This window comes from Halobaculum rubrum (assembly GCF_019880225.1).
In the GTDB taxonomy this organism is placed as follows: Archaea; Halobacteriota; Halobacteria; order Halobacteriales; family Haloferacaceae; genus Halobaculum; species Halobaculum rubrum.
Window position 1 is genome coordinate 286241 of sequence record NZ_CP082284.1, and the last position, 23386, is coordinate 309626.

A 23386-nucleotide genomic window follows, 5' to 3' on the forward strand; every position below is an offset into this window, starting at 1 on the left:
AGGCAGCGAGTAGCCAGGCTCACTTGGGAGAGAAAAATGACTGAGAGATGGAAAATAGAACTAACGGAGGCGATAAAACAAATCGCGGAAGAGTTGCCGAGACTCACCGCGGAACTACGGGACCTCAACTGTCGGCCAGATGCCGAAAACCAGCTGGGGCAAACCGAAAACGACACCACTGACTCTCCCATTCGAGGAGATAACTAATACATGGCTGAAAAGGACGACTCTCGAAATATCAAACCACGCTCAGATATTCCTGCAAGTGCTGATGAAATCATTGCTGGCGCTCCTGATCAGAATCTCAGCACCGATATCGCTGCTAATATTGTTGGAATGCGGAGCGCTCACTTCAGAAAGATCGTTCGAGAGGGGCTCGGTGGGACTATCGGAAAGACGACCTCCTTCGAGACATTAGCGAAAGTATATGCACGGTCCCGACCTTCACCTTCTGTTCTCACAGACAAGCACTTCACCACGGAGGAGGGTCAAACGGGCCTAATCGACTTGGTCGAATATCTTGAAGATCCGGCCGACCCACCGAATCAAAGCAGATGGTCTTCAGACGAATTTGAGACCAACCAGATTTTCCTTGGTTCCGTTTTCGATCATTTCTCACAGATCCCGTTGAACTCCATCCAATCTGTGATTACATCTCCCCCCTACTGGGGAATGAGAGTTTATTCAGAGGAGTTTGAGGTTCAGTGGTCAGACGGAACGGAGGTACCGTTTGGTGGGGAACAAACACCAGAAGATTACATTCGACACACTCTTGAGCTTTTCCTCCGACTCAGACCAATTCTTACTGATTCAGCAACTATCTGGTGGAATGTAGGAGATGTTTATAACACCAGAACAGAAATCAGGGAAACTTCGATGGATCGGAAAAAAGCGGTCGTTAACAACGAAGAGCGCTCTTGGGCGAATCTGGATGCGAAGCGTGATTCATACGGACATGAATACCTAAAAGATAAAGACCTCACGCTGATCCCATTTCGAATCGCACAGGGATTGCAGCGGTGTGGGTTTTATGCCCGATCTGTAATCACCTGGAGAAAAGAGAAAGTCGTCCCTGAAACAGTCAGCGATCGACCCACGACTGGGCACGAAAATCTGCTACTAATAAGCAATTCGAGTACTTACCAATTCAATGAGAAAAGGTGGAGAGAGGAAGAGAGAAAATCATTCGGAGGGCGTTCTCGACACGAAAATAAAGATCTGAGGACTGTATGGGAACTGGATCACATTAAAGGCGGGTTGAAGGAACAAGAAGCCGCGATTATCGACGAGCTGGGCAATATAATGGATGTCCTGTCAGAGACGAACAAAAAGGACACCTCAGAGATGTTACCGGCGGAAACAGAGAAGCAACTTCAAGAGCGGCTGAAACAATTATTGGCCTTGCTCGCGGAAGAACGAGATAGCATTCAGCAATCGATACTGGATCCAGAAGAGCACGAAGTCGTCGCTAAACGGGATTCCCCGAACCACTTCTCAGAGGGAAGTGAATTAGAACGAAGCCCCTCTAACCAAGACCTGAGAAGAGGTCCGCCCGTCTGGTCTATGCCTGTTGCTGATGGGAAATATAAGCACGCAGCACCTTTCCCAGTTCAGTTACCAGCTCGATGCATCTTATTGAGCATTGCAAGGAGTGCTTCCGGGGATTCCGACCAAGAAGTAGTATATGACCCCTTCATGGGTTCAGGAACGACTGCTGTGGCGGCAGAGAATATCAAAAGACTGGACAGCGGATTTAACTTCTCTTGGATAGGGTCAGAAATCGTTCCTAAGTACAAGAAACTCGCGGAGGACCGTATCAGCCAGATGAGAACAGATGAAGACCCAGATGAATGGATCACGATCGATCAGACTACGATGAAGGACTTCAGTTGAGGAGATAGAAGCATATTTTTATTCTACAATATAGCTCCGGAATTAGTATAGGCATCTCACCGTATCCTTGAGCATCGGTTCGAAAGAACCAGGTCCCCACAAAGAAAGGAACCAGGAAGACGGATGTCCAACGAGCATGAAGGGTCCTCCCCTCCCTATCATATCAGCCTGGATCGCCTGAAGAGTTCGGTCGAGAATCTGCTAGTACGTGCTAATAGATACGGACCAGCTACATATGTGACTTTCTGGTTCATCCTCAAGATGAGAGGGTTGAAACCTGGTGGGGACCGCGTCTTGATTAATGAGGAAAATGGAGAGCCTTTACTTGATCATCTACTGAGAGTCGAAGATCTAACAGACTATATCGACGCTGACGATACTCCCTATTATGACATATTTGTGGGTGCAACTCGAAAAGAATCCGCTGACAAAAACTATTGGCAGAATAATATTGGAAATTTCTATCAGAACCAGAATGCATCTAACCCGGAGAAATGGCTCAATATAGAGGAGGTCGATGGGGAATATTACGCCTCTTATACCGACGAATTCGCCGATTATCTCGGAAGGGGAAAAGACGGATTCGCTCCAAAAGGAAAGCAGCTGGAAATCCCCCTTATCGATATGATGGCGTGGTACTTTCGGTATCGGTCCTTTGACAAAAAGCCGTCATACGATGAGCTGCTAGAAGAATTCACAAACGATCTCCATCTCAGCCAGATTGAGCTCAATCTGGTTTTTGACCGGTCAAACACAGATATTGATGGGCTATTTGAAGAGAACCTCCGTATGGGGGAGAAGAAGAAAGAGCTAGCAAGGTTCTTGGCGGATCATCTGGAAGAGCAGCAAAGCGGATACAGTGTTGACATTGAACCGAGCGAACAACCGGACAAATTCAGCGAACGAAAAAGAGATACGATAATTTACTCATCAAGGAACACAATGTATGACACATTTGATCCGTCAGTTGACCCGAGTGAGGATCTACATGATGCGGTTGTCGAGGACGGGAAACGAAATCTGATCCTCGTTGGACCGCCCGGAACTGGAAAAACCCACACTGCAATACGAACTGCGGAAAAGCTCGGTGAAGAGACCTTCTTCTTCCAATTCCATGAGTCATACACGTACGAGGACTTTGTTGAGTCATATGAACCGACGTTTAAGGGAGGAGAAATTGTCGGATTCGAACCGATACAGAAAGGCTTCATAAAGTCTTGCCAGAAAGCTCAGGAAATATCTGATGATAAGTATGTGTTTGTAGTTCTTGACGAAATCAACCGAGCGAAAGTATCCAGAGTATTTGGAGAACTGTTTTCTCTTATAGAATATCGAGAAGACATAACAGAAATGGATGTGAACTTGCAGACATTGTATTCAGGAGGATCTATCGTTGTTCCAGATAATCTAGTTATCATAGGTACCATGAACAATTTAGACAAGTCAACTGAAGATATTGAATTTGCACTCAGACGTCGATTCTCTGAGATAGAAGTTCCACCGTCTACGAATCTACTAAGAGAGCTTCTGCGTGAACAGAGTGATTACGACTGGGAACAAGAAGAGATAGACGAGTTAGCACGATTACTCAACATAGTCAACGAGAAAGGAGACTATCCACTCGGGCCTACGTATTTCAGAGGGATGCAAGGCATTGATGACTTATTGAAAGTCTATAGAAGAGAAATAAGGCCTTCAATAAAGCAGTATTTTGGAGAATATAGAGAAGAGCAACTCGAAACAGTAGATGGATTCTTCGAACTCGCCTCTGATTTGGAGCTGTCGGAGGACAGTTGATGAGTGGACTACAAAGCTACAAGATAGAATTCCCCCCTGGGGCCTCACGTCCATTAGTAGAAAACTGCTCAGACGATAGAAATCAGCTGTCAAGTGAATTCAACCCGTCAATATTACCTGACGACTATCAAGACTACCTTACATTAGAACTTAGCTCATCTGGGGAATACAGGGCCAATACCGGACCATACGTGGGAATACTGTCGTGCAAGGATGGGTCATACCTCCCAATAAGACCAAAAACAGAGGTGGGGAACATGACATATTTCCTTCGCGAAAGCGGCAGAATTGCCCAAGATCTTGACACACCATTCGACGAAGATGTTCCCTATCAGACAGTGACAGACAACCTGATAGGAATGCGTGAATTGTATGTTCAACATTTTCTAAATCAACTGGACAAACTCAAGCGAGATGGTCTACTTAAGCAATCTATAGTAACAAGCATTGAATCTAGCCGAGTAGAGGGACGAATAAATGTGAACAGATACAGCAAGAATATTCTCTCGGGGAAACCCAATAAAATACCTCAGTCCGTCAAAAGCCAAAGTATTGATAATATTCCAAATATGTTCCTGAAGCTTGCACTCAGATACCTAATGAATATGAGGCTCATAGGGATTGATCGAAGAGAAATTGCAGATAGACTGGATTATTTTCGTCCCGTATCAGAGTTCGATAGATCGGCGAAAATAGACGAGATCAAAGCTCAGATTCGAGAAGTAATTGCAGAGAACGAACTCCCGCCGTCCCGGTCATATTATTATCCCCCTCTTGATTCTGCTTTACTCATCCTTGACCAGAGCGGGATAACAGTTGATAAAATCGTGGATAGCAAGGCCCAGAGTTTTATGTTTAATATGCAAAGTGCATTTGAAGACTACATACGTAGAACTGTTCGGCGCCTTCTCAAGCCAAAAGGCTACGATGTTTACAACGGTGTCAGCCAGGCACATAGATTAGACCTATATGATTCTCAAAGTTACAGCCGTTTACCTCTAGAACCAGATATTTTGGTAGCTGACGGAATGAACAATATCGGCGTGATCGACGTTAAGTACAAAGATGAATTATCAAGCTCCGACCATTATCAGATTTGGACTTACAAGCAACAATACGATGTAGAATTAGCAGCGTTCGTGTCTATACCAAAGAATCCCTCACAGAGACTCGACGTAGAAAAATACAATCGTAATGGGTCTGGCAATCAGATCTCGAATTTCCGCTTCTGGTTGGGAGACTTTAGTGCGTCTGAAAACTCTCTTTCTGAATTTTTGAGCAACTCCGAAGCAGTAGGCCCGTAGGCAGATCTCAACGGAACAGCGACCAGAGTTGATTACCGTTTGGAGCTTAGCGGGTGAAGTCTATAGAATTCCAATTGTGAGTCGGTTCACTTCCACCGCTAATCCCCCGCCCGCATCCGGGTGCATTTCACTTTCACTCTGCCCATGGCTCGCTTCTAATACCAGACCGTGTCGCTAATGAATTGATGTCAGGAACAACCGAGAACCGGGGGACGTTCACGCACGTCCAAGGCGAACTCGCGTGGACTATCGCCGAACAACGCTCCCCGAGCGAAGCGATCACTCTGACCCGCCACCTCACAGAAGCCGACGAAGGCCGGTACGAACTACTCGGACTCATCAACGAGTGCGAGGTCGCTCTCTACTGGGACTACTTCTGGAACCACGTCGTCGCCGCGAACTTCGACGAAACCGGCGTCGACGATCTCGCCCGGGATACTCCTGAGGAGATCCGGTACACCGGACTCGGCGCGTACTTCGCCGAAGTTGAACTCGACGACTGGGACTGGATCCACCCCCGTCACCAATGGCACGCGGAGTGACCGCGTCGGTCCCGCGGGTCCTGGAACTCGACCGCGTCCCGGAACGGATGCCCCACAGGGACGCCACGCTCGGCCAGTTGGCGAACGCTCTCGACCCGCTCCGCTCGGACCGACCAGCGTACCCGATCTGTCTCTCCGGCCCGACCGGCGCCGGCAAGACGGCCGTCTCTCAGTTTGCCGTCGGAGAACTCCGCCGAGAGACGGCGGTGAACACTGCGCACGTCGACTGTCTCCGAACACGCTCGCGGGCCGCGATACTGCAAGAGGCGCTCGTCGATGCCGGACTCAAGACACGGTCGTCGCCGAAGGCGGACGCCGCATCGTCGTACCTCGCGCAGATGGAGGACGCCGACGCGCCGCTCGTCCTCACGCTCGACGAGGCGGAACACATCGAGGACGAGCACCTCCCGCACGTCCTCTTCGAGGCGGAGGGCGTGACGCCGATATTCGTCGTCCACGAGTACGAGCGGTTCGCGGCGCGCCTCGACGCCGCGACGGCGTCGCGGCTCCGCACCGGCCCGCATATCGAACTGAGCCGGTACAGTCAGTCGGAACTCGTTGACATCCTCCAGGCACGCGTCGACGCGGGCGACCTCTCCGGGATCACGGGCGGGACGCTGGAACTGATCGCGGACACCGCCGCCGGAAACGCGCGGGAGGCGATCTCGATCCTCCGGGAGGCCTACGTTGAGGGGAAGACCCGCGACGAACGGGTCACGCCGGCGTTGATCGCCGACGTTCGCGAACCAGCGATGGAGTCGATCCGGCGATACAACGTCGAGCGCCTGGACACGCCGCATCGACTACTGAAGCACATGATCGACGACGCGGGCGAGATCCGGGCCGGGGAGTTGGCAGACCTCTTCGAGGCGGAGTACCCGGACGCGAACGGTCGCGACCGTCGCCGGTATCTGAACGTCCTCGTTCGCTACGGGTGTATCCGGAAGCAGGGGAGTGGGCGGGGAACGCGGTATCTCTCAATTGGAGCCACTGAATAGCGGGCAATCCGGCTCCAGAGAAACCTCGAAATTGAAACCCACTGGATGATACGTACAGAGAATGAACACAGTATATCCTCTCTGTTTGTATTCTACCAGTGACAACCGAATCGACTAGCGTTTTTAGGTACTCATAGTATAGTGACCGACTTTATTTCGCCAACTATTTCTGATCCTCCATCTCTGGGGTCAATCATTTCTAAATACACAGGTGTGAAAGGCTCAGTATTCCTGAGCCGGTGTGGGAACTGGCTGTCATCTTGGGGTGTCACTCTAGTGTCTAACGGTTTAGTATGGTCTTGTGATACCTGACCTAGATCCAGTTCCATACTCCCACCCTCTTCAAATTCTACTTCAACATTTTCTCCCGAATTTTTTCGAATCTTTTCACTAATTGGCTCCCAAGTTCCAAATTCTTGCTGGATTGTTTGATTAGATTCGATACTTTCGAATTCTCTTTCGAGAGTGTTTATTTTCAGTATTAAATCTGCCAAATCAGGGTTTACTGTAACGGTATCTGGATCTATGTCAGATAGTCTTTGTTGTAATTCCTGTGCCTCATATTGAAGATCAGCTAGTTCCTCCTCATCACTCACATATGACTGAATATTAGCTGATGAAATAGACTGAAGATCTTGTTGAAGCTGAGTTACCAACCGTTCTTCGGCACCAAGTTCCTCAATTGTCTCATAGTATTTTTGACCCTGTGTGATTAGCCATTCACGCCAATCCGGCGCTGTTTCCACTAGTCCATTGAGAGGGCCCTCGGGAATTCCTTCGGTCACGTCATGCACGATGTCATTTCTCCGCTGACCCAGGACACCGCAGAACTTGTCGTATTTCGGTGGCGCTTCTACATCGATCACTCTTTCGATAGCGCTGGTGATCGTGTCCCAGTTTTGGGTTATTTTCGAAGGATCATGTGGTTTAGTCATATTCAGGTCTTCAAAATAGCTTTTCCTGACCTCATGAAGGACGACAGTTCCAAAGTCTAGAATATTTAAATAAGCGACTCGCCGTTCCACCATTGATTGGAGTGATAATGATTCCACATTTTCCAGATATTCCTCACCAAGTGCAGTTGACATAAATAAAACCCTGTAGCCGCCCATCATGAATCTGATGCTAAACAGCCTGCCGGGAATGAGGGCAAACACAATATTCGTGTTCGGAAGTCCCGCAATTTGGCCCTCGTTTGTCCGGAAGTGAACCCCGAAGTCGGCGCTGTATGGTAATTCTGCTCTTGAGATGCGGAAGATAGTCGGCTTCTCTCACCTATTCAAACCCGAAACGGCACTCTGTTCGCTCGATGTCGACGAGAGATCGCGTCCTGTCCCCGCAGGACACCGACGACGACGCGCCGGAGATCCGGTTCAGCATCGACGAAGAGGCGTATCAGTCCGACGAAGTCGGGCTGACGCTCTGGCGCGGGAACGGCCGCGAACGGTTCCGTGTCACCGACGAGGACGAAGCTATCTACGAGGATGCCGGCGTCGAGCCGACGTGGTGTGAGGTGACGATCCGGCGGCTCGGACTACACCTCGACGTGATCACGGAGTGATCAAGATGTGCGAAGTACACCAGAACTCGCCGATTCGTTACGTCCGTTCGCGAACCTCGCAGACGGATTCGACGGGGTCCACGTCGAGATCTCCGGCCATGCCGAGGAGCCGATCTCCGAGTGGTCGGTTGTCTCGATTCGCACTCATACCCTATGGCTGTCCAAAATCGGGCAAAAGCCTTCGGTCAGTCCTCGTCGTCGAGGTAGGCGTCTATCACCGCGTCGAAGTCGTCCGCATCCTCGTACTCGTCCCGCAGCTCCAGCGCGGCGCGGCCCCGCTCCGTGATCTCGTAGAGGCCGGCGTTCTCGTTGGGTCCGATACGGCGGACGAGACCGTAGTCCGCCATTTGTCCGAGCCGACTGTTCACGTAAGGACGCGACACATCAAGTGTCATGTGGAGATTCGCGGCCACGTTCCGCCCGTCGACAAGTGCGTCCAAGATGGAGAAGTCCACGGGACGGAGAATCATTGGTTCGCTATTCTTTCCGGTCGTAACTTGACTTTGAGTGGTTGTCAGCGTATTCATGCTAGCGGTTCAAACGCGTTGATACTTAGCTATCAATATCTTATCACCGGTAAGATTATCAGTAACCCGTTCACTTGGACGTGCAACGAAGGTGCTTCGCGGACCCGTCGCTGTCCGATGGGTCCGGCAGTAAGATGCGGACCCGACGTTTGGGCGTCGGTCCGCGCGGGCCTTCGTGAGTGGAGCACGAAAGCCATGTACGACGACAGCACACCGGGGCTTGAAACCCCCGAACGAGAAGACGTACCGCTTTTCCTGAGAACCGATTGTCCCGAGTGCGGCCGCGCGCTCGCGGATCACGGCCTATCGACGGCCGGACCCGGACGGACGACGCTCGCGCCGTGCGGGTTCGACGTGGCCGGCGTAACGCTTCGCGAGGTCGCGTTCGTCCTCGACGATGGCGCGTGCCGGGTCGCGACCGACGGAGGTGAACCGGCATGAGTGTCGAGGTGGACGTTGGCGATGACCGGAGCACGAACTGGACGGACCTCACCGCGTTCGAGGGGGATGTCCTCTACGCGCTCGCTCGCCTCGAAGCCGACGAGGAGACGTCCTACGGACTCGCGGTGAAGCGCGTCCTGCAGGACCTTTACAACCAAGAGATCAACCACGGCCGTCTCTACCCGGCACTGGACGACCTTGCAAAACACGGCCTCGTCGAGAAGTCCGCTCTTGACAAGCGAACCAACGAGTACGTCCTCACGGATACCGGGCGGGAGCTTCTCCGCGGCCGGATCGACTTGCTCGCCGACGCGTTCGCTGGGGGTGCGTCTGCGTGAACAAGAGCGACCTACAGCGGCTGGCCGACGAACTCGATCGTCGGGCTGATCAGCACGCCCTCTGCGCGAACAACCCGCTGAACCCCGCTTCGTCACTTCTCGCGGACGTCCGCGCCGATGCGTTCGGTGAGGCGGCCGAGCTCGCCCGCGAGATGGACGACGAGAACGGCGAGAACCGCGACGACAGATCCCAGTGCGAGATCTGCGGCGGCGACGTCGAGGACCCGCACATCACGAACGACGGTCACCCCGAGGGTCCGAATCTGTGGGCGTGCGCCGCCTGTGCGTCGGAGGAGCCGGGTGTGAATCCCGACATGGACGACGAAGCCGACGGAGGTGAGACAGCGTGAGCGACGTGGACGTTACCGCGCCGGTCGGCTACGTGTGCCGCGTCTGCGGCCACGAACAGACGGTCCACGTTTACCCCGTCGTTCGCGACGACGGCGCGACGCTGGACGTGGAGTCGACCCACCGCCTCGTGCAAGCCGGGTGTCCGGAGTGCGACGAACGCCGAACCCACGTCGCGGCGGTGACGCTGTCGGACCACGAGGGGGAGAACGACGCCGATCCGGGGGTGGCCCTCGACGGCGGGACGGCTGACCGGACGCTGACCCTCGACGGTGACGGGATCGAGGTTCCCGACGACGTGGACGTGTCCGAGGGCGTCGTGTTCCGCGCCCGCGGCGCGACGGTGGACATGAAGCCGGGCACGGCGGATCGCGACCGCTACCCGCTCATCAAGCGCCGGAGTCTGGAGGCCGACGGCCGGCGCGTCGTGAACCAACACCTCGGGATCCGTGAGGTGACGGTGAAGCCCTACGGAGAGGACGCGCGGACCTACCGCGTGGAGGTCGCGGAGGACGGAGGTGCGGTCCGGTGACGCTGGACGTGACGCGGTACATCGTCGGCCGGACGGCGTCGATCTCCTACGGGCCGACGGGCGCGAACGTCGAGGCGTGGGAACTCCGCTTCTCGACCCGAGAGGACGAGCGGATCGTGATCCGGTTGGACCGCGCGGACATGTACGAACTCTGGACGGAGGTCCGCGGCGTTCCGTGGCCGACGGTTCACAACGATCCGGAGCGTCGCGAGAAGGACGAACTCGTCCGTGAACTCGTGGAGCGGGCGAACGTCGCGGACGCCGCGCAGCTCCGTGAGGCGCTGGACACGCTCGGGGGACGAGAGTGAGCGACGATCTCGATCCCATGACGCCGGAGGCCGCGCTGGACTACTACGTCGACACGCGGCGGTACAACCTCGCGGACGAGACGTTGAAGTCTCACAAGTACCGCCTCGGGTCGTTCGTTCGGTGGCTGGTTTCCGAGGACCACGGCGGCGGTCCGATCATGAACATGAACGACGTGGACCTCCGGGATGTCCACGCCTACCGCGTGTTCAAGCGGGAGGAGAATTGGCCCGACATGGAGCCGTGCAACGCCGTCTCCATGCAGGGACAGGTGTCCACGCTCCGGGTGTTCTTCGACCACTTGGCCGACGTGAAAGCCGTCTCCCCGGATTTCAGCGACCGGATCCGGCTCCCGCAGGTCCGCGACGGTGAGGGCGTGGACACGCGGTTGCTGGAGGCCGAACGCGCACACGCGATCCTCGACTACCTGCGAGAGTGGGAGTATGCGACGCCCCAACACGTCGCCATGCTGTTGTTCTGGCGGACCTCGTGCCGCCTCGGAGGACTTCGATCCCTCGACGTCGAGGATTTCGACCGGGACGACGGCGCGCTCCAGTTCCGCCACCGCCCGCAACAGGGGACGCCCCTCAAGAACGGGACGAACGGGGAACGGGACGTCTCCCTGATCCCGCGCGTCGTCGGTGTCATCGAGGACTACATAGACGGCCCGCGCCGTCGCGAGGTCCAAGACGACTACGGGCGGAACCCGCTGATCACGACGGCCCGCGGCCGCCCGGCAACGACGACGTATCGCGATTGGGTCTACTTCTGGACGCAACCCTGCCGGATCGGTGAGGAGTGTCCGGAGGGCCGCGACCCGAACGAGTGTGAGGCGACAGCTCACGATACACTCAGTAAGTGCCCGGTGAATCGGTCGCCTCACCCCGTTCGCGCGGGGTCGATCACGGCCCACCGTGACGCCGGAACGCCGCGCGAGGTCGTCAGCGATCGCGGCGACGTTTCGGAGAAGATCTTGGAAGCGCACTATGACCAAGCCTCGAAGCGCCAGCGGATGCGCCGTCGGCGCGAGTTCATCCCCGACGAACTATGACACGTTACAAAATCGTAATGTCCCGTATCTCCCCGCGTCAGTCGCTTAGAACCGCGTTCCCGTGTTGGCCCATATCCGGTCCGGACGGCTTCCGTCCGGACGGAATTGGGGCCGTCGGCTCCCCAGCCACCCAATTTCCGCGTTCTACCAACACTACCGATAAGGGTAGTTTAGCGTCAATTCATCCGTTCACCACCCGCGGGTCCACCCCGTACAGCGGTGCCAGTAGCCGGAGGTGGGTCGCGTGAACCGGAACTTCACCCGCTCCGGAGGTTCCGAACGGGAGTGTCAATTCTGCGGCTGCCACGTCACCGCCCGGTTTGCCCGGGTCTTTGGCGACGAGAACGACGTCGCACATCGCTGTCTCTCGTGTGACTCCACGTTCCGCGTCCAGAACGGGAGCGCCGCCGGACTCGACGTCGACCATCCCGATCCCGCAGAGAACCCGAACCGAAACCGCGGCCCACGTGTCGGGGCATCTGTCCGAGCCGATGGGGGGCCAGACTCTTGAGCCGTACCGAACCTCCTCAGCAGGACAAGCCCAAATGTTCTGATTGCAGTCGATCGACACCGACAACTGCTGAGCGCGCTCCGTACGATGTCGTCCTCTGTCCGAACTGCTACCTCAAGCGCGAGGGAGTCAAATGAGAGCCGTCTCGCCGTCATGGCACGAATTCGCCATGCAACTCAATTTCTCCGGCGGGCTCGATCCCTACTTCGCCGCCCACGCTGTTGTTCGCTCGAGCGGAGGATCACGCGAAATTGAGTTCTCTCGCGACGGCAAAACGTGGCTCGCGAAGCTCTATTACCAGAGTTCGGGTATCGAGCATCCCGGTGTCCGACTCCCGACAGGGACCGAGTGGGATCTGGATCAAGTCCGCGAGTTTCGGGTCAAGGTCAAGCGCCGCGGCGACGAAGACAAGCCCGGCCAACAGTCGTTCAACGCGCATCTACGCCCCCGCTGGAAGGGAATGTGCGTCGAACGCTCCGACGGAGAGACCCAAGAGTTAGCGCTTCCGCCTGGTATGCGCGAGGGAGTGAACCTCCGAGTCACTGGCTCGAACATCCGACCGACGCGGTATCTCCCGCTACTCCGCGACGCTGCTCGGGCGCTCGACGTGAATCCGGACTACTTCACCGAGCCCGACGATTCGAGTACTGTCCGCGACGCAGAGCGCTACGTCCGGCTCCTCGAAGATGCGAGCGGCCCCGTCCACGCGAGAGATGGACCGATCGCGAAACTCGGCCACTTGCTCGAGAACGACCGTAGCGGGTACCGCAAGGTCGTTCAGAACGATACGGACGGTCAGGGCAACGACGTTCCCGGGTACTACCACACCGCGACGCTTGGACCGGGGCGCGTCGAAGAAGCATGGCCGAACCACCAACTCCCGAAGGAGATTAAGCACTACCGAGCCCGTCACGCTGAGTCGCTTGATGAGGATAGTCCACTGCGTCACCCGAAGGTCGGAGTCTCGTATCAGGTGAATCGGTGGGATGGCTCGCTCGGAGTCACCGAGGAAGATCTCGCACGTCTCGAACGCGAGTTGGATGAGGCGCTTCACTCTGTACTCCGTGAAGCCGGACTACCGCTCGAGCCTCCAGGAGGCGATGGGTCGCCGCCCTACCAGTCCGACCCGTACTTCGATGCAGAGCTCGGCGAGCACACCGAGCCTCCGAAGCTGAATCTGACTGAACTTGAGTCGGAACAAGAGCATGTCGTCATTCGTGAGTTGGCGAAGACTGGCGGTGTTTCGCCCGTTGAAGAGGAGATTGTTGAGTACCTGCTCGCGGACGGCGGAACCGCTAGCCCGGCCGACATCGCCGAGGAACACGGCCGTCACGTCGGCTCGGTCCGCCGCGCGCTCCGTCGTATGGATGAGCTGATCGACCGAAAATACGGAGAAGTCGCGCTCGCGTCGAACCACATCGCCGAGATGCTTCACTCGGCCGTCTCCGAGCTCCGCGACGCGAGTACCCGGCTCTCCGAGGCGACCGGCGAAGCGCTTCTCTCGGCGACACGGGGGCTCGACGAGACCACCAGCGCACTTCGGACGTGGCTCGCTGCGCACGACTGCGAGACGGACTCCCGCGGTCAAGCGGTCAAGAAGCTCCGACTCGGCGAGTTCGATCCTTCCGGGAAGTACGGCTACGCAGAGGTGATCTCCGAACTCCGGAAAGGACTCCGCTACTGGACCGACGCTGACCGTGATCCGGCTGCGTTCAAGCACGCCACCGTTCTGTTCCGTCGGTCTGACCGGCAGAAGCTACAGACGATGGACGCCGCCCGGCTCCTCGAGCTCCGCGGCGGGTAGCCCGTAGTTGTCCCGTCGGTTCCCGATGAGCGGGGGCCGACGGGTAGTGACGACTCTCTTCTGTACCCCCGAAAACGGCCGTTTTTCGGCTGATTCGGCCCTTACCTCCGTTTCGTTTGGAGGCTGTGAGTGCAGATCGCTAGCCCTGAGGACCACTCTTCGCGCTCGAACCGAACCCAGGGGGTTCCGTTCCCGCTTAGGGGTGTGGCTAATGCCACCCCATCAACAGACCACCGCGACCGGATCGCGGTCGCCACCTGAAGCGCCCCTTGCGGGTGCGCGAAAAAATTTTGAGCTTCAACTGCTGAAATAGTCGATGAGTTAGGTAGCGAGCTTAGCGGTGTGATACGATTCTGATGCGCAAATTTCCGATCTCGTCGGCGGTGATCGTAACTGTCGTGGAATCCCACTCCAAACATGCAGGTCCTCTTGAGATTGTGCTTGTTGAAGAGTCCATCAAGTGCGTCTGTGTCAATCACATCACTAATGAACCACCATTGCGCGAGCAGCCGCTCAGCAGTAGAAAACGATGGCGCGGGCAACTAGTCCGCGCCAGCTGTGTGGAGAACACCAAGTGGTGTTCAGTTTATTCACGCTATACGGTTACAAAAGTGCACGCATTACCGAAAGACGCTAGGAAGTGTTCGTGCTGCGGCAGCACTGATGACAACATTTTGCTCTGTGGCGGTAACGGCTCCATCGACGATCTCTCGGATGAGATCAGCCACGGTTCTCCGGTAGAACTCGCCCCGATATCTCCCTTGTATCATGAGCGTGTCTTTATCGTCTTGGGCAGTTGCGCGCTCACACACCCACAGGAGCGCGAGCGTCCGGCGAGTCCCAGTCGAGAGCTGGTCGAACCAGTTCGGAAGTGACTTGACCATCGTGAAATCGCCTTGGGGGATGCCAAGACACACGAGAACCCGCCCAAAGACGCTCGCGTTGGTAGCAGGGATGATCTCGGTGGGCCGATCAGACTCGCCAGCGTGGCGAAGACTGTATCCGGTTCCAACGACCTCGAGCCCGTGTATGATGAGCTGCCTAGCGATTCGTGTACTCGGATTCCACGCTGGGACGATGCGATCGTTGTCAATACTCCCGCAGGTATAGATCCCTGCTGCGAGCACTGCACATGCGTCACCAATCGCGTCTTGGAGTGTTGCATCAAGCCAGCCCAATTCTCGCGCAGTTTCCACAGCGTGAACGGCATCGGGCTTCCCGCCCTCGATCCATGTTCGGACGCGACTTGGCGGGAGTTCGAGTGCCGTCCCGACACGAGTCCGACCGTGGTCTGGATGCTTCGATGCGTACTCCATCACACGGTCATAATCCTCGAGTAGGTTTGCTGGGTCTGGATACGACTGCGGATTGTACGTACGGGCGAGGGACTGGACGTCGACAAGAGGCGTTGTCTGATCCTCGAGCACTGTAGTAAAAAACGGCTACTGATCTGTAGCCTTAGTTCGGCGTGTCTTCGCTCGCGAGTGCTTGGGAGGTATCGCCGTTGGACGATGTCCAAAGCACGCGAACCGTCTCTCCAGCGGGCACGGCCCCGCCGGTGTCAGCACTAAGATTTGCTGTCGTTCCTGCACTTACTGGGAGTTCGAATGGAGTCGACTGACCACTGGTGGCATTCAGCGACAGTGAGCCAGTGTTCTGGTCGTTGATCGTGGCGCCTCCGGTGTGAGTAGCGGTGACATTGTAGTCACCGGCAGTCGCCGTCTCATTGAAATCGAATTGGAAGTTCGCATTCGGCGTCGTCTGCTGAACGCTGTTACCCAATCCGAGGACGAACGATCCGATGACGGCCGCGAGGATCACAGTGATCGCGACCATAAGGATGACTCCGATGACAGGGGAGACGGCGCGATCGTCGTCGAGTAGTTGGTTAAAATTCATTTGTGGTCAGGGCGCGGTTTCCTCAGCGAGTGCTTGCGAAGTATCTCCATTTTGGGAGACCCAGAGGACGCGAACCGTCTCACCTGAAGAGTACGTCACATTGGTAATACTATCTCCAGCGCTCATTTCACCACCACTGTAAGGGGCAGAATCGACACTCGTGTTCAGTGAGACGCGCTCATTTGCAGGGATTGTGTCTCCACCAGTGTGCGTTGCGTTAACAACGGCGGTGTCGGAAGCGTTCTCGCCAAACTCGAATTGGAAGTTTGCGTTCGGTGCGGTCTGCTGCACGGAGTTTCCGAGGCCGAGGACGAACGAGCCGATTACGGCCGCGAGAATCACGGTGATCGCGACCATAAGGATGACTCCGATGACCGGAGACACGGCACGATCGTCGTCAAGTAGTTGCTTGAATTGCATTGTTAGTAGTTTCCACACAGCGTTGTCCAGCCGGGATCCCCCCGACACTGCTGTGATAACTAAATTACGGTGTGCTTACTTAATAAGTATTTCCTCCTAGGTTTCAAGAATGAAAATGACAATTAGACAGAATTCGCCTAAACCAATAGTAGAGCCGTATACTACAAACGGCGACACAGTAATGTTGGTAAGGCTAGTCATCCAACCTAACTGATAGAGATCCTACCCAAGTACTCGAGACGGAGCGATCTTCGCTTGCTCACCCTTCTGATGTGACCCTGCTCCGTAGAACCGGAGCCGGAGCGATCGTGCCCAAACCGTTCGCGTTTCGAGCACGCGAATTCCACGCCCGACTGGCCGGTACGCAACGAACACGTACCCACCAGAGGCGCGCACAAGCCGCGTGTGTTGGTCCTTCCAGAGGCGGAACCGCGGCGCCTTCCGCGTCATCATCGCTGCCTTCACGTCCCATGGGTCACCCTCCGAGTCTCTCGCGTCGGTCCACGACGAGTGATCTACCTCGAGCCCGTACAACTCGCGAGCCACCTGCTCTGCCAGCGCCCCGTACCGAGCTGCGTTCTGCGAGCGATTCGTCCTCACCATGACGTCTTTTGACCCATGACCTCGCTTCGAGTTCGATTCTTGACCGTGACCCCGATTTTCCCACACCGATCACCCCGGGTTTCCGCCCGGTGCTTCCGCAGACCCATCACGTAGTAAGTAGGTATATGACAGCCGGGGGGAGGGGAGCGGACGGAACGCACGGAACACAGTGCAGTCATACGGTTTCCCCTTCCGACGGTTCCGGTACGTCCTCTAATTCGTTCCACTCGCCGCGTTCCCACTCCTTCTTTCGGTCCGTCGCCCACGATGTACCGTATCCGGCCTTTGCAGCCGCGTCCTTCTGCGAGATTCCCTCAGAGTCAGACCACGGTTTGCTATCCAGCAGGTACGACCGGACCCGCTCGCGACGCCGTATCTCGTCCGGGCTCGGTCCATCCTCTGTATCGTCATCGTCGCCGTCCGCGCCGAGAATCCGGAACTCGGACGCTTCGTGTTCCGAATAAGACTCACGCGTATCCGTGAGCCCCTGATAATCCGCTCCGTTCTCGAAGGTGTCTTGTCCGCCCTCGGTTTCGAGCAGCCGGGCGAATCCCGGATCGTCACGCTTGGGTTTCTCGATCGCGAACGTCGCGAGCCGCCGGAACGCCGCCGCCGTTCGCTTGCGCGTGTGGTTCACCATCAGCACCGAGCCGCGCTTTGCGTGCGGCCCGTGGCTTCCCTCCTTCTTCCGGATGAACGTCAGCGCGTTCGCGAACGTCTCGGCTTTCGGTCCGTCTTCTCCATAGCCCGAAAGTTCCTGTGCCGTCTCATCGATCACCGCGAGCACTTGACCTTCTACCGATGCCATCGCTTCGAGCATCTCTCGGTCTGACCGAACGATCTGGTCGAACCCGTCCCACGCGGTATTTCCGATGATGTGCCCGCCCGTGCGCGCCGCCCAGGTCCGCGCCACATCGAGCGTTGTCGCGGTCTTCCCCGAACCCGGTGGGCCGAGGACGAGCCCGATCGCGCCCTCGTGTTCCAGCTGCTCCGCGGCCGACGTGAGCAGGTCTTTTCCGTCCCGTGAGCGGTTCGTCAGTCCGACCATTCCCTGCATTTGCGAGACGTTCCCCTCCGTGAAGGCACGATCCGCCATACGCGTACTCGCTGACCGGATGATGTTCCGCGCCAGCGCCGACTCGAGAAACGCCCCGTGCTCGTCAGGGACGAGCCCGCTCTCCCATAGACTCGCGTAATAATTGAGCAGATCGAGCGTCTCCGCGTCGTCAATCAGCCCAGCGAACTCGCGCACCCACTCGTTTGGCTTGTCCTCGAGCGCCCCGCGGAGGAACTCGCGCCCCTGCGCCGCCGCGTACACCGACGAGTCCGACGACTTACCGGGCATCGTACCCCCGCGTCTCCCACCACAGTACCAGCCGGTTCCCTGCTTCGGCGGCGTAGGGAATTCCCGCCAGCGCCGCGAGGAACACCAACAGCACGATCGCCGCCAGCGGCTCCGGTAGTTGCCCGCCACCGAACGCCTCCGGTATCCCGAGCGCGACTCCCCAACCGAGCAGATCAGCCGCCGCCCATGTCGCCACTCGGCGCGTCGTCATCTCCCGGCGGTCCGGAAGCACTAGTAGACTCATTCGACACGCCCCCCGTCGTTGGCGATCGATCCGGTCGGCTCGAGCGCCTCGTCATCTTCCAAGAGATCTAGCGAGAACATCTCGCCGTTCTCATCGTCGTCGAGATCGTCGCCGGTGCCGTCGTCGTCAGGTGCGAGGTGCGACGGGAGCGACTCCGCCGGGAGTTCCTCCGCGATCACGTCGTCGATTGTCTCGTCACCGAACGACGGCGACAGGTGCGGTTCGAGCGCCGCGTTCTGGTCCGTCGCCCGCCGCGCGTCGAGTCGCCGGAGGATCGACGGGATACGCCGCCGCAGCGCCCGAGCGTGTCTCGCGTCTTCCTCGTACTGGTCCCGCAGTTCACCCACCATCGCCCGCACCGCCGATTCCTCCGTTTCCCCGAGCACGCGCGACGCGGGCGCCGCTTCCCGCCAGTTGGCGACCGCCGCATTCGCCTCCGGGTTGTAGATCCGCGCCTCGTAGGTATCCAGCGGCGAGTCCGTCCACGGGTACAGCGTCCCCTCGTGCACGTCCAGTTCCTCCCACGCTCGATCGTTCAACTCCCACGCTCCGAGCCCCATGTCCGTCGTCTCGTCCAGCGCGACGATGATGTGGCCCGGCGGGTCCGGCAGCAGGTCGGCTATCTTGTCCCCGACCATCCACGCGACGAGCAGCGTGCCCAGGAACGCGAGCGCCCCGAGCGTCCACCACCCCGGCAGCGATGGCACCGATGGGTACCCCGCGTCGATCACGTCCATCTCGACTGCGAGCACGTACCCGCCGCCGACCGCGATGATCGTCCGGAGGTTGTCCGAAACCAGATTGATGAGTGATTCTCTCGCGGTCATGGTCATGCGATCCGGTCTATCTCGGGCTCGTCCGATTCCTCGAGCTTCTCTCGCGAGCGCTTGAACGAGAGGTATCCCGTGCCGACCGCCGCGCTCGCGGTGAGTGCTCCGGCGGTCGAATACGTCACCGTCGCCGCGCCCGCTTCGACCGAATCCGTCCGGAGCAACGCCGCGCCCTTCGCCGACGCGACCGTGATCGCATACGCCCCGTCAAACTCTACGGGCTCGAACGTGATCCGCGTCGTGTCGCTCCCGAGCGAGTAGCCCCGCGTGGGGATCTTCGTCGCCGTCGCCCCGCTTCCCTCGGTCATCGCCCGCATCACCGCTCCCGTGTCGGTGATCTTGATGCTCGTTGGGTAGTCCGCTTCGAGTTCGAGCACGAAACTCCCGTCCGTGTACTCCCATGTCCGCACCTTCACCACCGGCCCGAGTTCGACCGCTATCTCCGGACCTTCTGGTGTGTCTGTCGGCGCCGTCTCGTTCGCTTCCTGCGCGCTCGCCGTTCCCGCTCCGGCGACCGTCGCGGCCGCTCCGCCGAGCGCCGCGAGCACTGTTCTCCGTGTCGTTCCCGTCGCTTCTGAGTTGTCGGTATTGTCGGTCATGGTCAAGAAATGGGATCGCCGATATCTAGCTCGGCGTCGTCACTTTGAGATACACGAGCCCGGCCACCGCGAGGATCGCCGCCGCCCCGCCGACGGATATCCCGAGCAGCGCCGCGAGCCTCTCAAAGAGCCCCTCGTTTGTCTCGGCGGCGCCGCCCGACGCCTTCGGTTCGCGACTCTCGATCTCCTCGCGGAGTTCGAGGATACGATTCATCTTTTCGAGTTGTTCACTCGTGTTGCTCGTCTTGTAGACGACTTTCTTGGTTGTCACCTCGTTTATTTGACCTCCTTCCTCATTGGTGATTGAGGAAACAGTGAACTCTCCAGAGAGTTCCGTAGTCTTACCACCAGTGTGGGCGAGTAGGACCGGTCCGGTGATGTTCGACGTGTTGTACGTGGTTCCAGCCTGCCACGAGCCATTCGGCGCGTTGCGCGCCATCAGGAACCCGTTGTACGTCGCGCCCTTGTACTGGACTTCCATCGTCCCGGTCCCGTTGAGTTCCGGAGAATCGAGTCCCATGGATGAGAGCGCAGCCACCACGTCGTAGGTGGAGTTCGTCCCGTCGACAGCCGACTGCCCGTAGCGGAACATCTGTGTGTTCCGACTCAGCACGTCAGCCGCGTCGATCTGTCCCGACTCGTACGCTTGCCACGTGTTTTCAACGAAAACATCCACCTCGCTCTGCAGGGCGGAGTTTTGAGATTCAATCCGATCCCACCGATTTGCGTAATCGGCGAAGCGGATGTATGTCACCTGATCGTAATCAGAATTCGGCGGTTTGATCCGGAGGTAAGTCACATTCTGTCCGTGGTAGTAACTCCCCTCTTGAGTCTCGCCCTGCGCGGAAACCTGATTGACAGTTACAGAGTCGGTCCTCGTTCTGCCGTTCAGAGATTCCTTCTCTTTGAACCTGTACGCTTTCACACCGTGAGCGGTGCCGTTGGCAAGTGTGACAGACGTATCGACGGTGCCGATGAAGTACGAATTAGCCGAATTCGCATTCGTGTAGGCCGCACCGGCGTTAGCGTCGAGGACGTTTTCGGCAGTCAACGCAGATTCGTTCTGAGCGACGCCGAGCATCACATCAGCCGACTTCGCAGACGCATTGTAGGACTCGATGAGATTGATCTGCTTGACAACGTAGTACTCCTGAATTGCCTGTTGCGCTTTGGACTTCGCTAGCGCCTTCGAAGAGCCGTTTTCATACGCTTGAGCGATCGCCATTTCTGCCTGCATCCACGCGGCGGATTCGGTGTCGTTGAGGTAGTTGTCGTACACAGCGGATCGAGTCTCAGTCTCCGCTTTTTGCTGTAATCCGGAGTTGTAGATGTCGAGATGCGTTTGATTAGCATCCGAATCTTGCATGTCCTCAATCGCCTGCGCGCGGTGCGAGTCGGTACACTTGCCATCGAACAGGAACTGATCGGTGGCGTAGCCGCCGAGGCCAAAGGAGAACGTCGCGAGCCGCTGTGTCTCCGAGCAGTCGTGCGTCGCGGACGCCGGTGCAACCGGCGACCCGGCGAACGGCGCCCCGATCGCCGCCATCACGAGCAGCCCCACGACAAGCACGCCGCCAACCCGCTCGCGCCTCGGCGTGATCGAGGCGACGAGCCCGCGCAGATCAGCGTCGAGCCCGACGCGAGCCATGACTATGACCAGCGCTGCGATAGAGAGGACGGTCGGAGCGATCCACTCGCCCCGGAGTGTCAGGAACCCGGCCGCCGCGAGCGATGCGACGGCCGAGTATGTGAGCAGCAACCGATTCCAGATCATCGGCTTACTCGTCTCCCTCCCGACCGAGCAGCACGTAGCCCCCGACGAGCACGATCGCGACGAGCCCGCCCGTTCCGATCGAGCCGAGCGACGAGCCGATCCCGCCCCCGCCGCCCGAGCCGGCGACCATCTGGATCGTCCCGACCTCTGCCGAGACGTTCGCCGTCGATGCGGTCGTGTTGTCCACGTGGACCATGACCTTGACCTGAGAGTACGCCGAGGCGTTCACGTCCGTGTACTCCACCAGCGACGTGTTCCCCGAGTCCACCGTCACGTTCCTAGTGTCCAGCGTTCCCGTTTCGTTGCCGTCCGCGTCGATCCCGACGAACTCCACCGTGAAGTTCGCCGATGTGTTCACGTCGCTAGTCGCGTTCAGGTCCGCGTACACACTCCGTGTATCGCCATCGACGGCGACCGTTTCGTTTGTGAGCTCAACATCGGCGGCGACCGCGCCGCCGGTCGCTCCGATCAGGCCGGCCGCCGCGACGAGCACGGCCGCCAGCAGCGCGAGCCCGCGCTTCATGCGTCATTACCTCCGAGCACGTCGAGCCCGATGTTTCCCGCTAGCGACAGCGCGCCCGCGGCGCCGATCACGATGTAGACCAGCCCCGCCGACCCGGAACCGAGTAGTTCCGTAACGAGGTTCAGGTCGGCCGCTTCCATCAGGCCCCAGTTGAGTGCGCCGAGCCCCGCCAGCAGCCACACTGTGACCTTGACCGCGGACTCGTCCGACTCGTAGGGGTTGCGAAGGTCGGCCATCAGCGCACCCACCCCAGTCCGATCTGTGCGACCGCCACGCCGAGGATGTAGAGCACGCCCCACAGGTCCGTACTCTGGAAGAACGAGGCAACGTCAGGGAACAGCACCCAGCCGACGAGCAGCGCCGCCGAGCCAAGCACGGCGTAGGCGTACACGTCGTCCATGTCCTCCTTCATCCGGTCGAGCCCGTCTGCGCTCAACAGGTCTGTGTGGTCGTTTGTGATCACGACCGCCGCGAACGTCCCGACCGTCACCAGCCACGCGATTGAACTCTCAATACCTGCGACTGTGAACGTATCAGACATCGACACGCCGAACGCCGACACTGTCGCGATCCCGGTCATCACCGCGGCCGAGAAGATCGCGAGCACCAGCGCCCCGATGTCCTCCGCGTCAAATTCTTGGTATGCCATGTTGTGAGTGTGAGTTCTACCAGGACGCCCGCCGCGTCGTCGGTTCGCTACTGTGCTCCACGTCCGTTGTAGGGGCGTCAGCCCCACCTTTGGCCTTCATAGGTACCTCGTCGGCCGACCACGGGCCGATACGGCCGCCGAACCCTCCCCCTCACAAATACCCTAACTTGAACAGCGGGTTCCCCTCAGGGGTTCCCCCCGGGGTACCCACCTCTCGGACGGGGTTTTATCAAACCCCGAGGGTAGCGCCCGGATATGCCCCACAGACGGCTACGGAAGATCGGGACCGACTCCGTCGGGATCGTGCTGGAGCGGTCGGACTTTCTGGAGCGGGACGGGATCCTCGACGAGGACGGAGAACTCCCCGAGAACACTACCGCGTTCACCGAGCGGTTGGGAGAACGAACCTACCTCGTCCGCGTCCCCGAGAACGGACACGTTCCGGAACTACACGAGTGCGCACCGATTCGGCGGGTCGCCGGACAGCTCTATCTGGAGAACACGACGGGCGGGGCGGAAGCGTCACGGGCGGATTGACCAAACGGGG

General features: G+C 57.9%; 29 protein-coding genes. 15 read left to right on the top strand and 14 right to left on the bottom strand.

Annotation, left to right across the window (positions count from 1 at the left end; genetic code table 11):
- Positions 1-210: 210 nt before the first annotated feature.
- From K6T25_RS01505 to K6T25_RS01525, 5 genes are all read left to right on the top strand, one after another.
- Positions 211-1893 (top strand): DNA-methyltransferase, encoded by a 1683-nt coding sequence (locus K6T25_RS01505; RefSeq protein WP_222915960.1) that lies wholly within the window; start codon positions 211-213, stop codon positions 1891-1893.
- Between the two features lie 237 nt (positions 1894-2130).
- Positions 2131-3690, top strand: a complete 1560-nt coding sequence (locus tag K6T25_RS01510; protein WP_222915961.1) for an McrB family protein — start codon at positions 2131-2133, stop codon at positions 3688-3690.
- Positions 3690-4994 carry a 5-methylcytosine restriction system specificity protein McrC gene (locus K6T25_RS01515; RefSeq protein ID WP_222915962.1) on the top strand — a complete coding sequence of 435 codons (1305 nt, stop codon included), beginning with the start codon at positions 3690-3692 and terminating at the stop codon, positions 4992-4994. Before K6T25_RS01510 ends, K6T25_RS01515 begins: the two co-directional genes overlap by 1 nt.
- Before the next feature lie 185 nt (positions 4995-5179).
- The gene (locus K6T25_RS01520; RefSeq protein ID WP_222915963.1) at positions 5180-5536 is read left to right on the top strand and encodes a hypothetical protein; all 357 of its coding nucleotides are present in this window, start codon (positions 5180-5182) and stop codon (positions 5534-5536) included.
- Positions 5521-6534, top strand: a complete 1014-nt coding sequence (locus K6T25_RS01525; protein ID WP_222915964.1) for a Cdc6/Cdc18 family protein — start codon at positions 5521-5523, stop codon at positions 6532-6534. Before K6T25_RS01520 ends, K6T25_RS01525 begins: the two co-directional genes overlap by 16 nt.
- A gap of 131 nt (positions 6535-6665) precedes the next feature.
- Here K6T25_RS01525 and K6T25_RS01530 read toward each other — a convergent pair whose 3' ends face one another.
- Positions 6666-7622 (bottom strand): hypothetical protein, encoded by a 957-nt coding sequence (locus K6T25_RS01530; protein WP_222915966.1) that lies wholly within the window; start codon positions 7620-7622, stop codon positions 6666-6668.
- A gap of 221 nt (positions 7623-7843) precedes the next feature.
- Between K6T25_RS01530 and K6T25_RS01535 the strand changes: the two genes are divergently transcribed.
- Entirely contained in the window at positions 7844-8095 is a 252-nt protein-coding gene (locus K6T25_RS01535; RefSeq protein ID WP_222915968.1) for a hypothetical protein, read from the top strand.
- 185 nt (positions 8096-8280) lie between these two features.
- Here K6T25_RS01535 and K6T25_RS01540 read toward each other — a convergent pair whose 3' ends face one another.
- Positions 8281-8550 (bottom strand): ArsR family transcriptional regulator, encoded by a 270-nt coding sequence (locus K6T25_RS01540; protein ID WP_345778227.1) that lies wholly within the window; start codon positions 8548-8550, stop codon positions 8281-8283.
- A 267-nt stretch (positions 8551-8817) separates the two neighbouring features.
- Here K6T25_RS01540 and K6T25_RS01545 point away from each other — a divergent pair, with 267 nt between their 5' ends.
- The 8 genes from K6T25_RS01545 (at position 8818) to K6T25_RS01575 (ending at position 13953) form a co-directional block, all read left to right on the top strand.
- Positions 8818-9063 carry a hypothetical protein gene (locus tag K6T25_RS01545; protein WP_222915972.1) on the top strand — a complete coding sequence of 82 codons (246 nt, stop codon included), beginning with the start codon at positions 8818-8820 and terminating at the stop codon, positions 9061-9063.
- A complete protein-coding gene (locus K6T25_RS01550) occupies positions 9060-9401 on the top strand; it encodes a PadR family transcriptional regulator (protein WP_222915974.1) in 342 nt (113 codons plus the stop codon). Before K6T25_RS01545 ends, K6T25_RS01550 begins: the two co-directional genes overlap by 4 nt.
- Positions 9398-9751 (top strand): hypothetical protein, encoded by a 354-nt coding sequence (locus K6T25_RS01555; protein WP_222915976.1) that lies wholly within the window; start codon positions 9398-9400, stop codon positions 9749-9751. The genes K6T25_RS01550 and K6T25_RS01555 overlap by 4 nt, the downstream gene beginning before the upstream one ends.
- Positions 9748-10281, top strand: coding sequence for a hypothetical protein (locus tag K6T25_RS01560; protein WP_222915978.1), 534 nt, complete (start codon positions 9748-9750; stop codon positions 10279-10281). The genes K6T25_RS01555 and K6T25_RS01560 overlap by 4 nt, the downstream gene beginning before the upstream one ends.
- Positions 10278-10589, top strand: coding sequence for a hypothetical protein (locus K6T25_RS15490; RefSeq protein WP_225917780.1), 312 nt, complete (start codon positions 10278-10280; stop codon positions 10587-10589). The genes K6T25_RS01560 and K6T25_RS15490 overlap by 4 nt, the downstream gene beginning before the upstream one ends.
- On the top strand, positions 10586-11638 hold the full coding sequence (locus K6T25_RS01570) for a tyrosine-type recombinase/integrase (protein ID WP_222915979.1): 1053 nt from the start codon (positions 10586-10588) through the stop codon (positions 11636-11638). Before K6T25_RS15490 ends, K6T25_RS01570 begins: the two co-directional genes overlap by 4 nt.
- A 244-nt stretch (positions 11639-11882) precedes the next feature.
- Complete coding sequence (locus K6T25_RS15740) at positions 11883-12149, top strand: DUF7563 family protein (protein WP_225917778.1); 267 nt, start codon at positions 11883-11885, stop codon at positions 12147-12149.
- A 133-nt stretch (positions 12150-12282) separates the two neighbouring features.
- The gene (locus K6T25_RS01575) at positions 12283-13953 is read left to right on the top strand and encodes a DUF7845 domain-containing protein (RefSeq protein ID WP_222915917.1); all 1671 of its coding nucleotides are present in this window, start codon (positions 12283-12285) and stop codon (positions 13951-13953) included.
- A 620-nt stretch (positions 13954-14573) separates the two neighbouring features.
- On the opposite strand, the gene K6T25_RS01580 is transcribed toward K6T25_RS01575, so the two are convergent.
- The 12 genes from K6T25_RS01580 to K6T25_RS01630 all read right to left on the bottom strand — a co-directional run bounded on the left by K6T25_RS01580 (position 14574) and on the right by K6T25_RS01630 (position 22839).
- Positions 14574-15380, bottom strand: coding sequence for a hypothetical protein (locus K6T25_RS01580; protein WP_222915919.1), 807 nt, complete (start codon positions 15378-15380; stop codon positions 14574-14576).
- A 31-nt stretch (positions 15381-15411) separates the two neighbouring features.
- The gene (locus K6T25_RS01585) at positions 15412-15852 is read right to left on the bottom strand and encodes a type IV pilin domain-containing protein (RefSeq protein WP_222915920.1); all 441 of its coding nucleotides are present in this window, start codon (positions 15850-15852) and stop codon (positions 15412-15414) included.
- A 6-nt stretch (positions 15853-15858) separates the two neighbouring features.
- Positions 15859-16272: a type IV pilin domain-containing protein gene (locus K6T25_RS01590; protein WP_222915922.1), complete on the bottom strand. Its 414-nt coding sequence runs from the start codon at positions 16270-16272 to the stop codon at positions 15859-15861.
- Positions 16273-16494: 222 nt separating this feature from the next.
- Positions 16495-16875, bottom strand: coding sequence for a PD-(D/E)XK family putative nuclease (locus K6T25_RS15865; RefSeq protein ID WP_486606333.1), 381 nt, complete (start codon positions 16873-16875; stop codon positions 16495-16497).
- Positions 16876-17050: 175 nt separating this feature from the next.
- On the bottom strand, positions 17051-18220 hold the full coding sequence (locus K6T25_RS01595; protein ID WP_222915924.1) for a P-loop NTPase family protein: 1170 nt from the start codon (positions 18218-18220) through the stop codon (positions 17051-17053).
- On the bottom strand, positions 18210-18464 hold the full coding sequence (locus K6T25_RS01600; RefSeq protein ID WP_222915926.1) for a hypothetical protein: 255 nt from the start codon (positions 18462-18464) through the stop codon (positions 18210-18212). Before K6T25_RS01600 ends, K6T25_RS01595 begins: the two co-directional genes overlap by 11 nt.
- Positions 18461-19297 carry a DUF8125 domain-containing protein gene (locus K6T25_RS01605; protein ID WP_222915928.1) on the bottom strand — a complete coding sequence of 279 codons (837 nt, stop codon included), beginning with the start codon at positions 19295-19297 and terminating at the stop codon, positions 18461-18463. The genes K6T25_RS01600 and K6T25_RS01605 overlap by 4 nt, the downstream gene beginning before the upstream one ends.
- The gene (locus K6T25_RS01610) at positions 19294-19893 is read right to left on the bottom strand and encodes a DUF8063 family protein (RefSeq protein ID WP_222915930.1); all 600 of its coding nucleotides are present in this window, start codon (positions 19891-19893) and stop codon (positions 19294-19296) included. The genes K6T25_RS01605 and K6T25_RS01610 overlap by 4 nt, the downstream gene beginning before the upstream one ends.
- Before the next feature lie 25 nt (positions 19894-19918).
- A complete protein-coding gene (locus K6T25_RS01615; protein ID WP_222915932.1) occupies positions 19919-21667 on the bottom strand; it encodes an Env/VP5 family phage fusion protein in 1749 nt (582 codons plus the stop codon).
- A 4-nt stretch (positions 21668-21671) separates the two neighbouring features.
- Entirely contained in the window at positions 21672-22190 is a 519-nt protein-coding gene (locus tag K6T25_RS01620; protein ID WP_222915934.1) for a hypothetical protein, read from the bottom strand.
- Positions 22187-22426 carry a DUF378 domain-containing protein gene (locus K6T25_RS01625; RefSeq protein ID WP_222915936.1) on the bottom strand — a complete coding sequence of 80 codons (240 nt, stop codon included), beginning with the start codon at positions 22424-22426 and terminating at the stop codon, positions 22187-22189. The genes K6T25_RS01620 and K6T25_RS01625 overlap by 4 nt, the downstream gene beginning before the upstream one ends.
- Positions 22426-22839: a DUF8023 family protein gene (locus K6T25_RS01630; RefSeq protein ID WP_222915938.1), complete on the bottom strand. Its 414-nt coding sequence runs from the start codon at positions 22837-22839 to the stop codon at positions 22426-22428. The genes K6T25_RS01625 and K6T25_RS01630 overlap by 1 nt, the downstream gene beginning before the upstream one ends.
- Positions 22840-23094: 255 nt before the next feature.
- On the opposite strand from K6T25_RS01630, the gene K6T25_RS01635 reads away from it, so the two are divergent.
- Positions 23095-23376, top strand: a complete 282-nt coding sequence (locus tag K6T25_RS01635) for a DUF8053 family protein (protein WP_222915940.1) — start codon at positions 23095-23097, stop codon at positions 23374-23376.
- Positions 23377-23386: the final 10 nt, after the last annotated feature.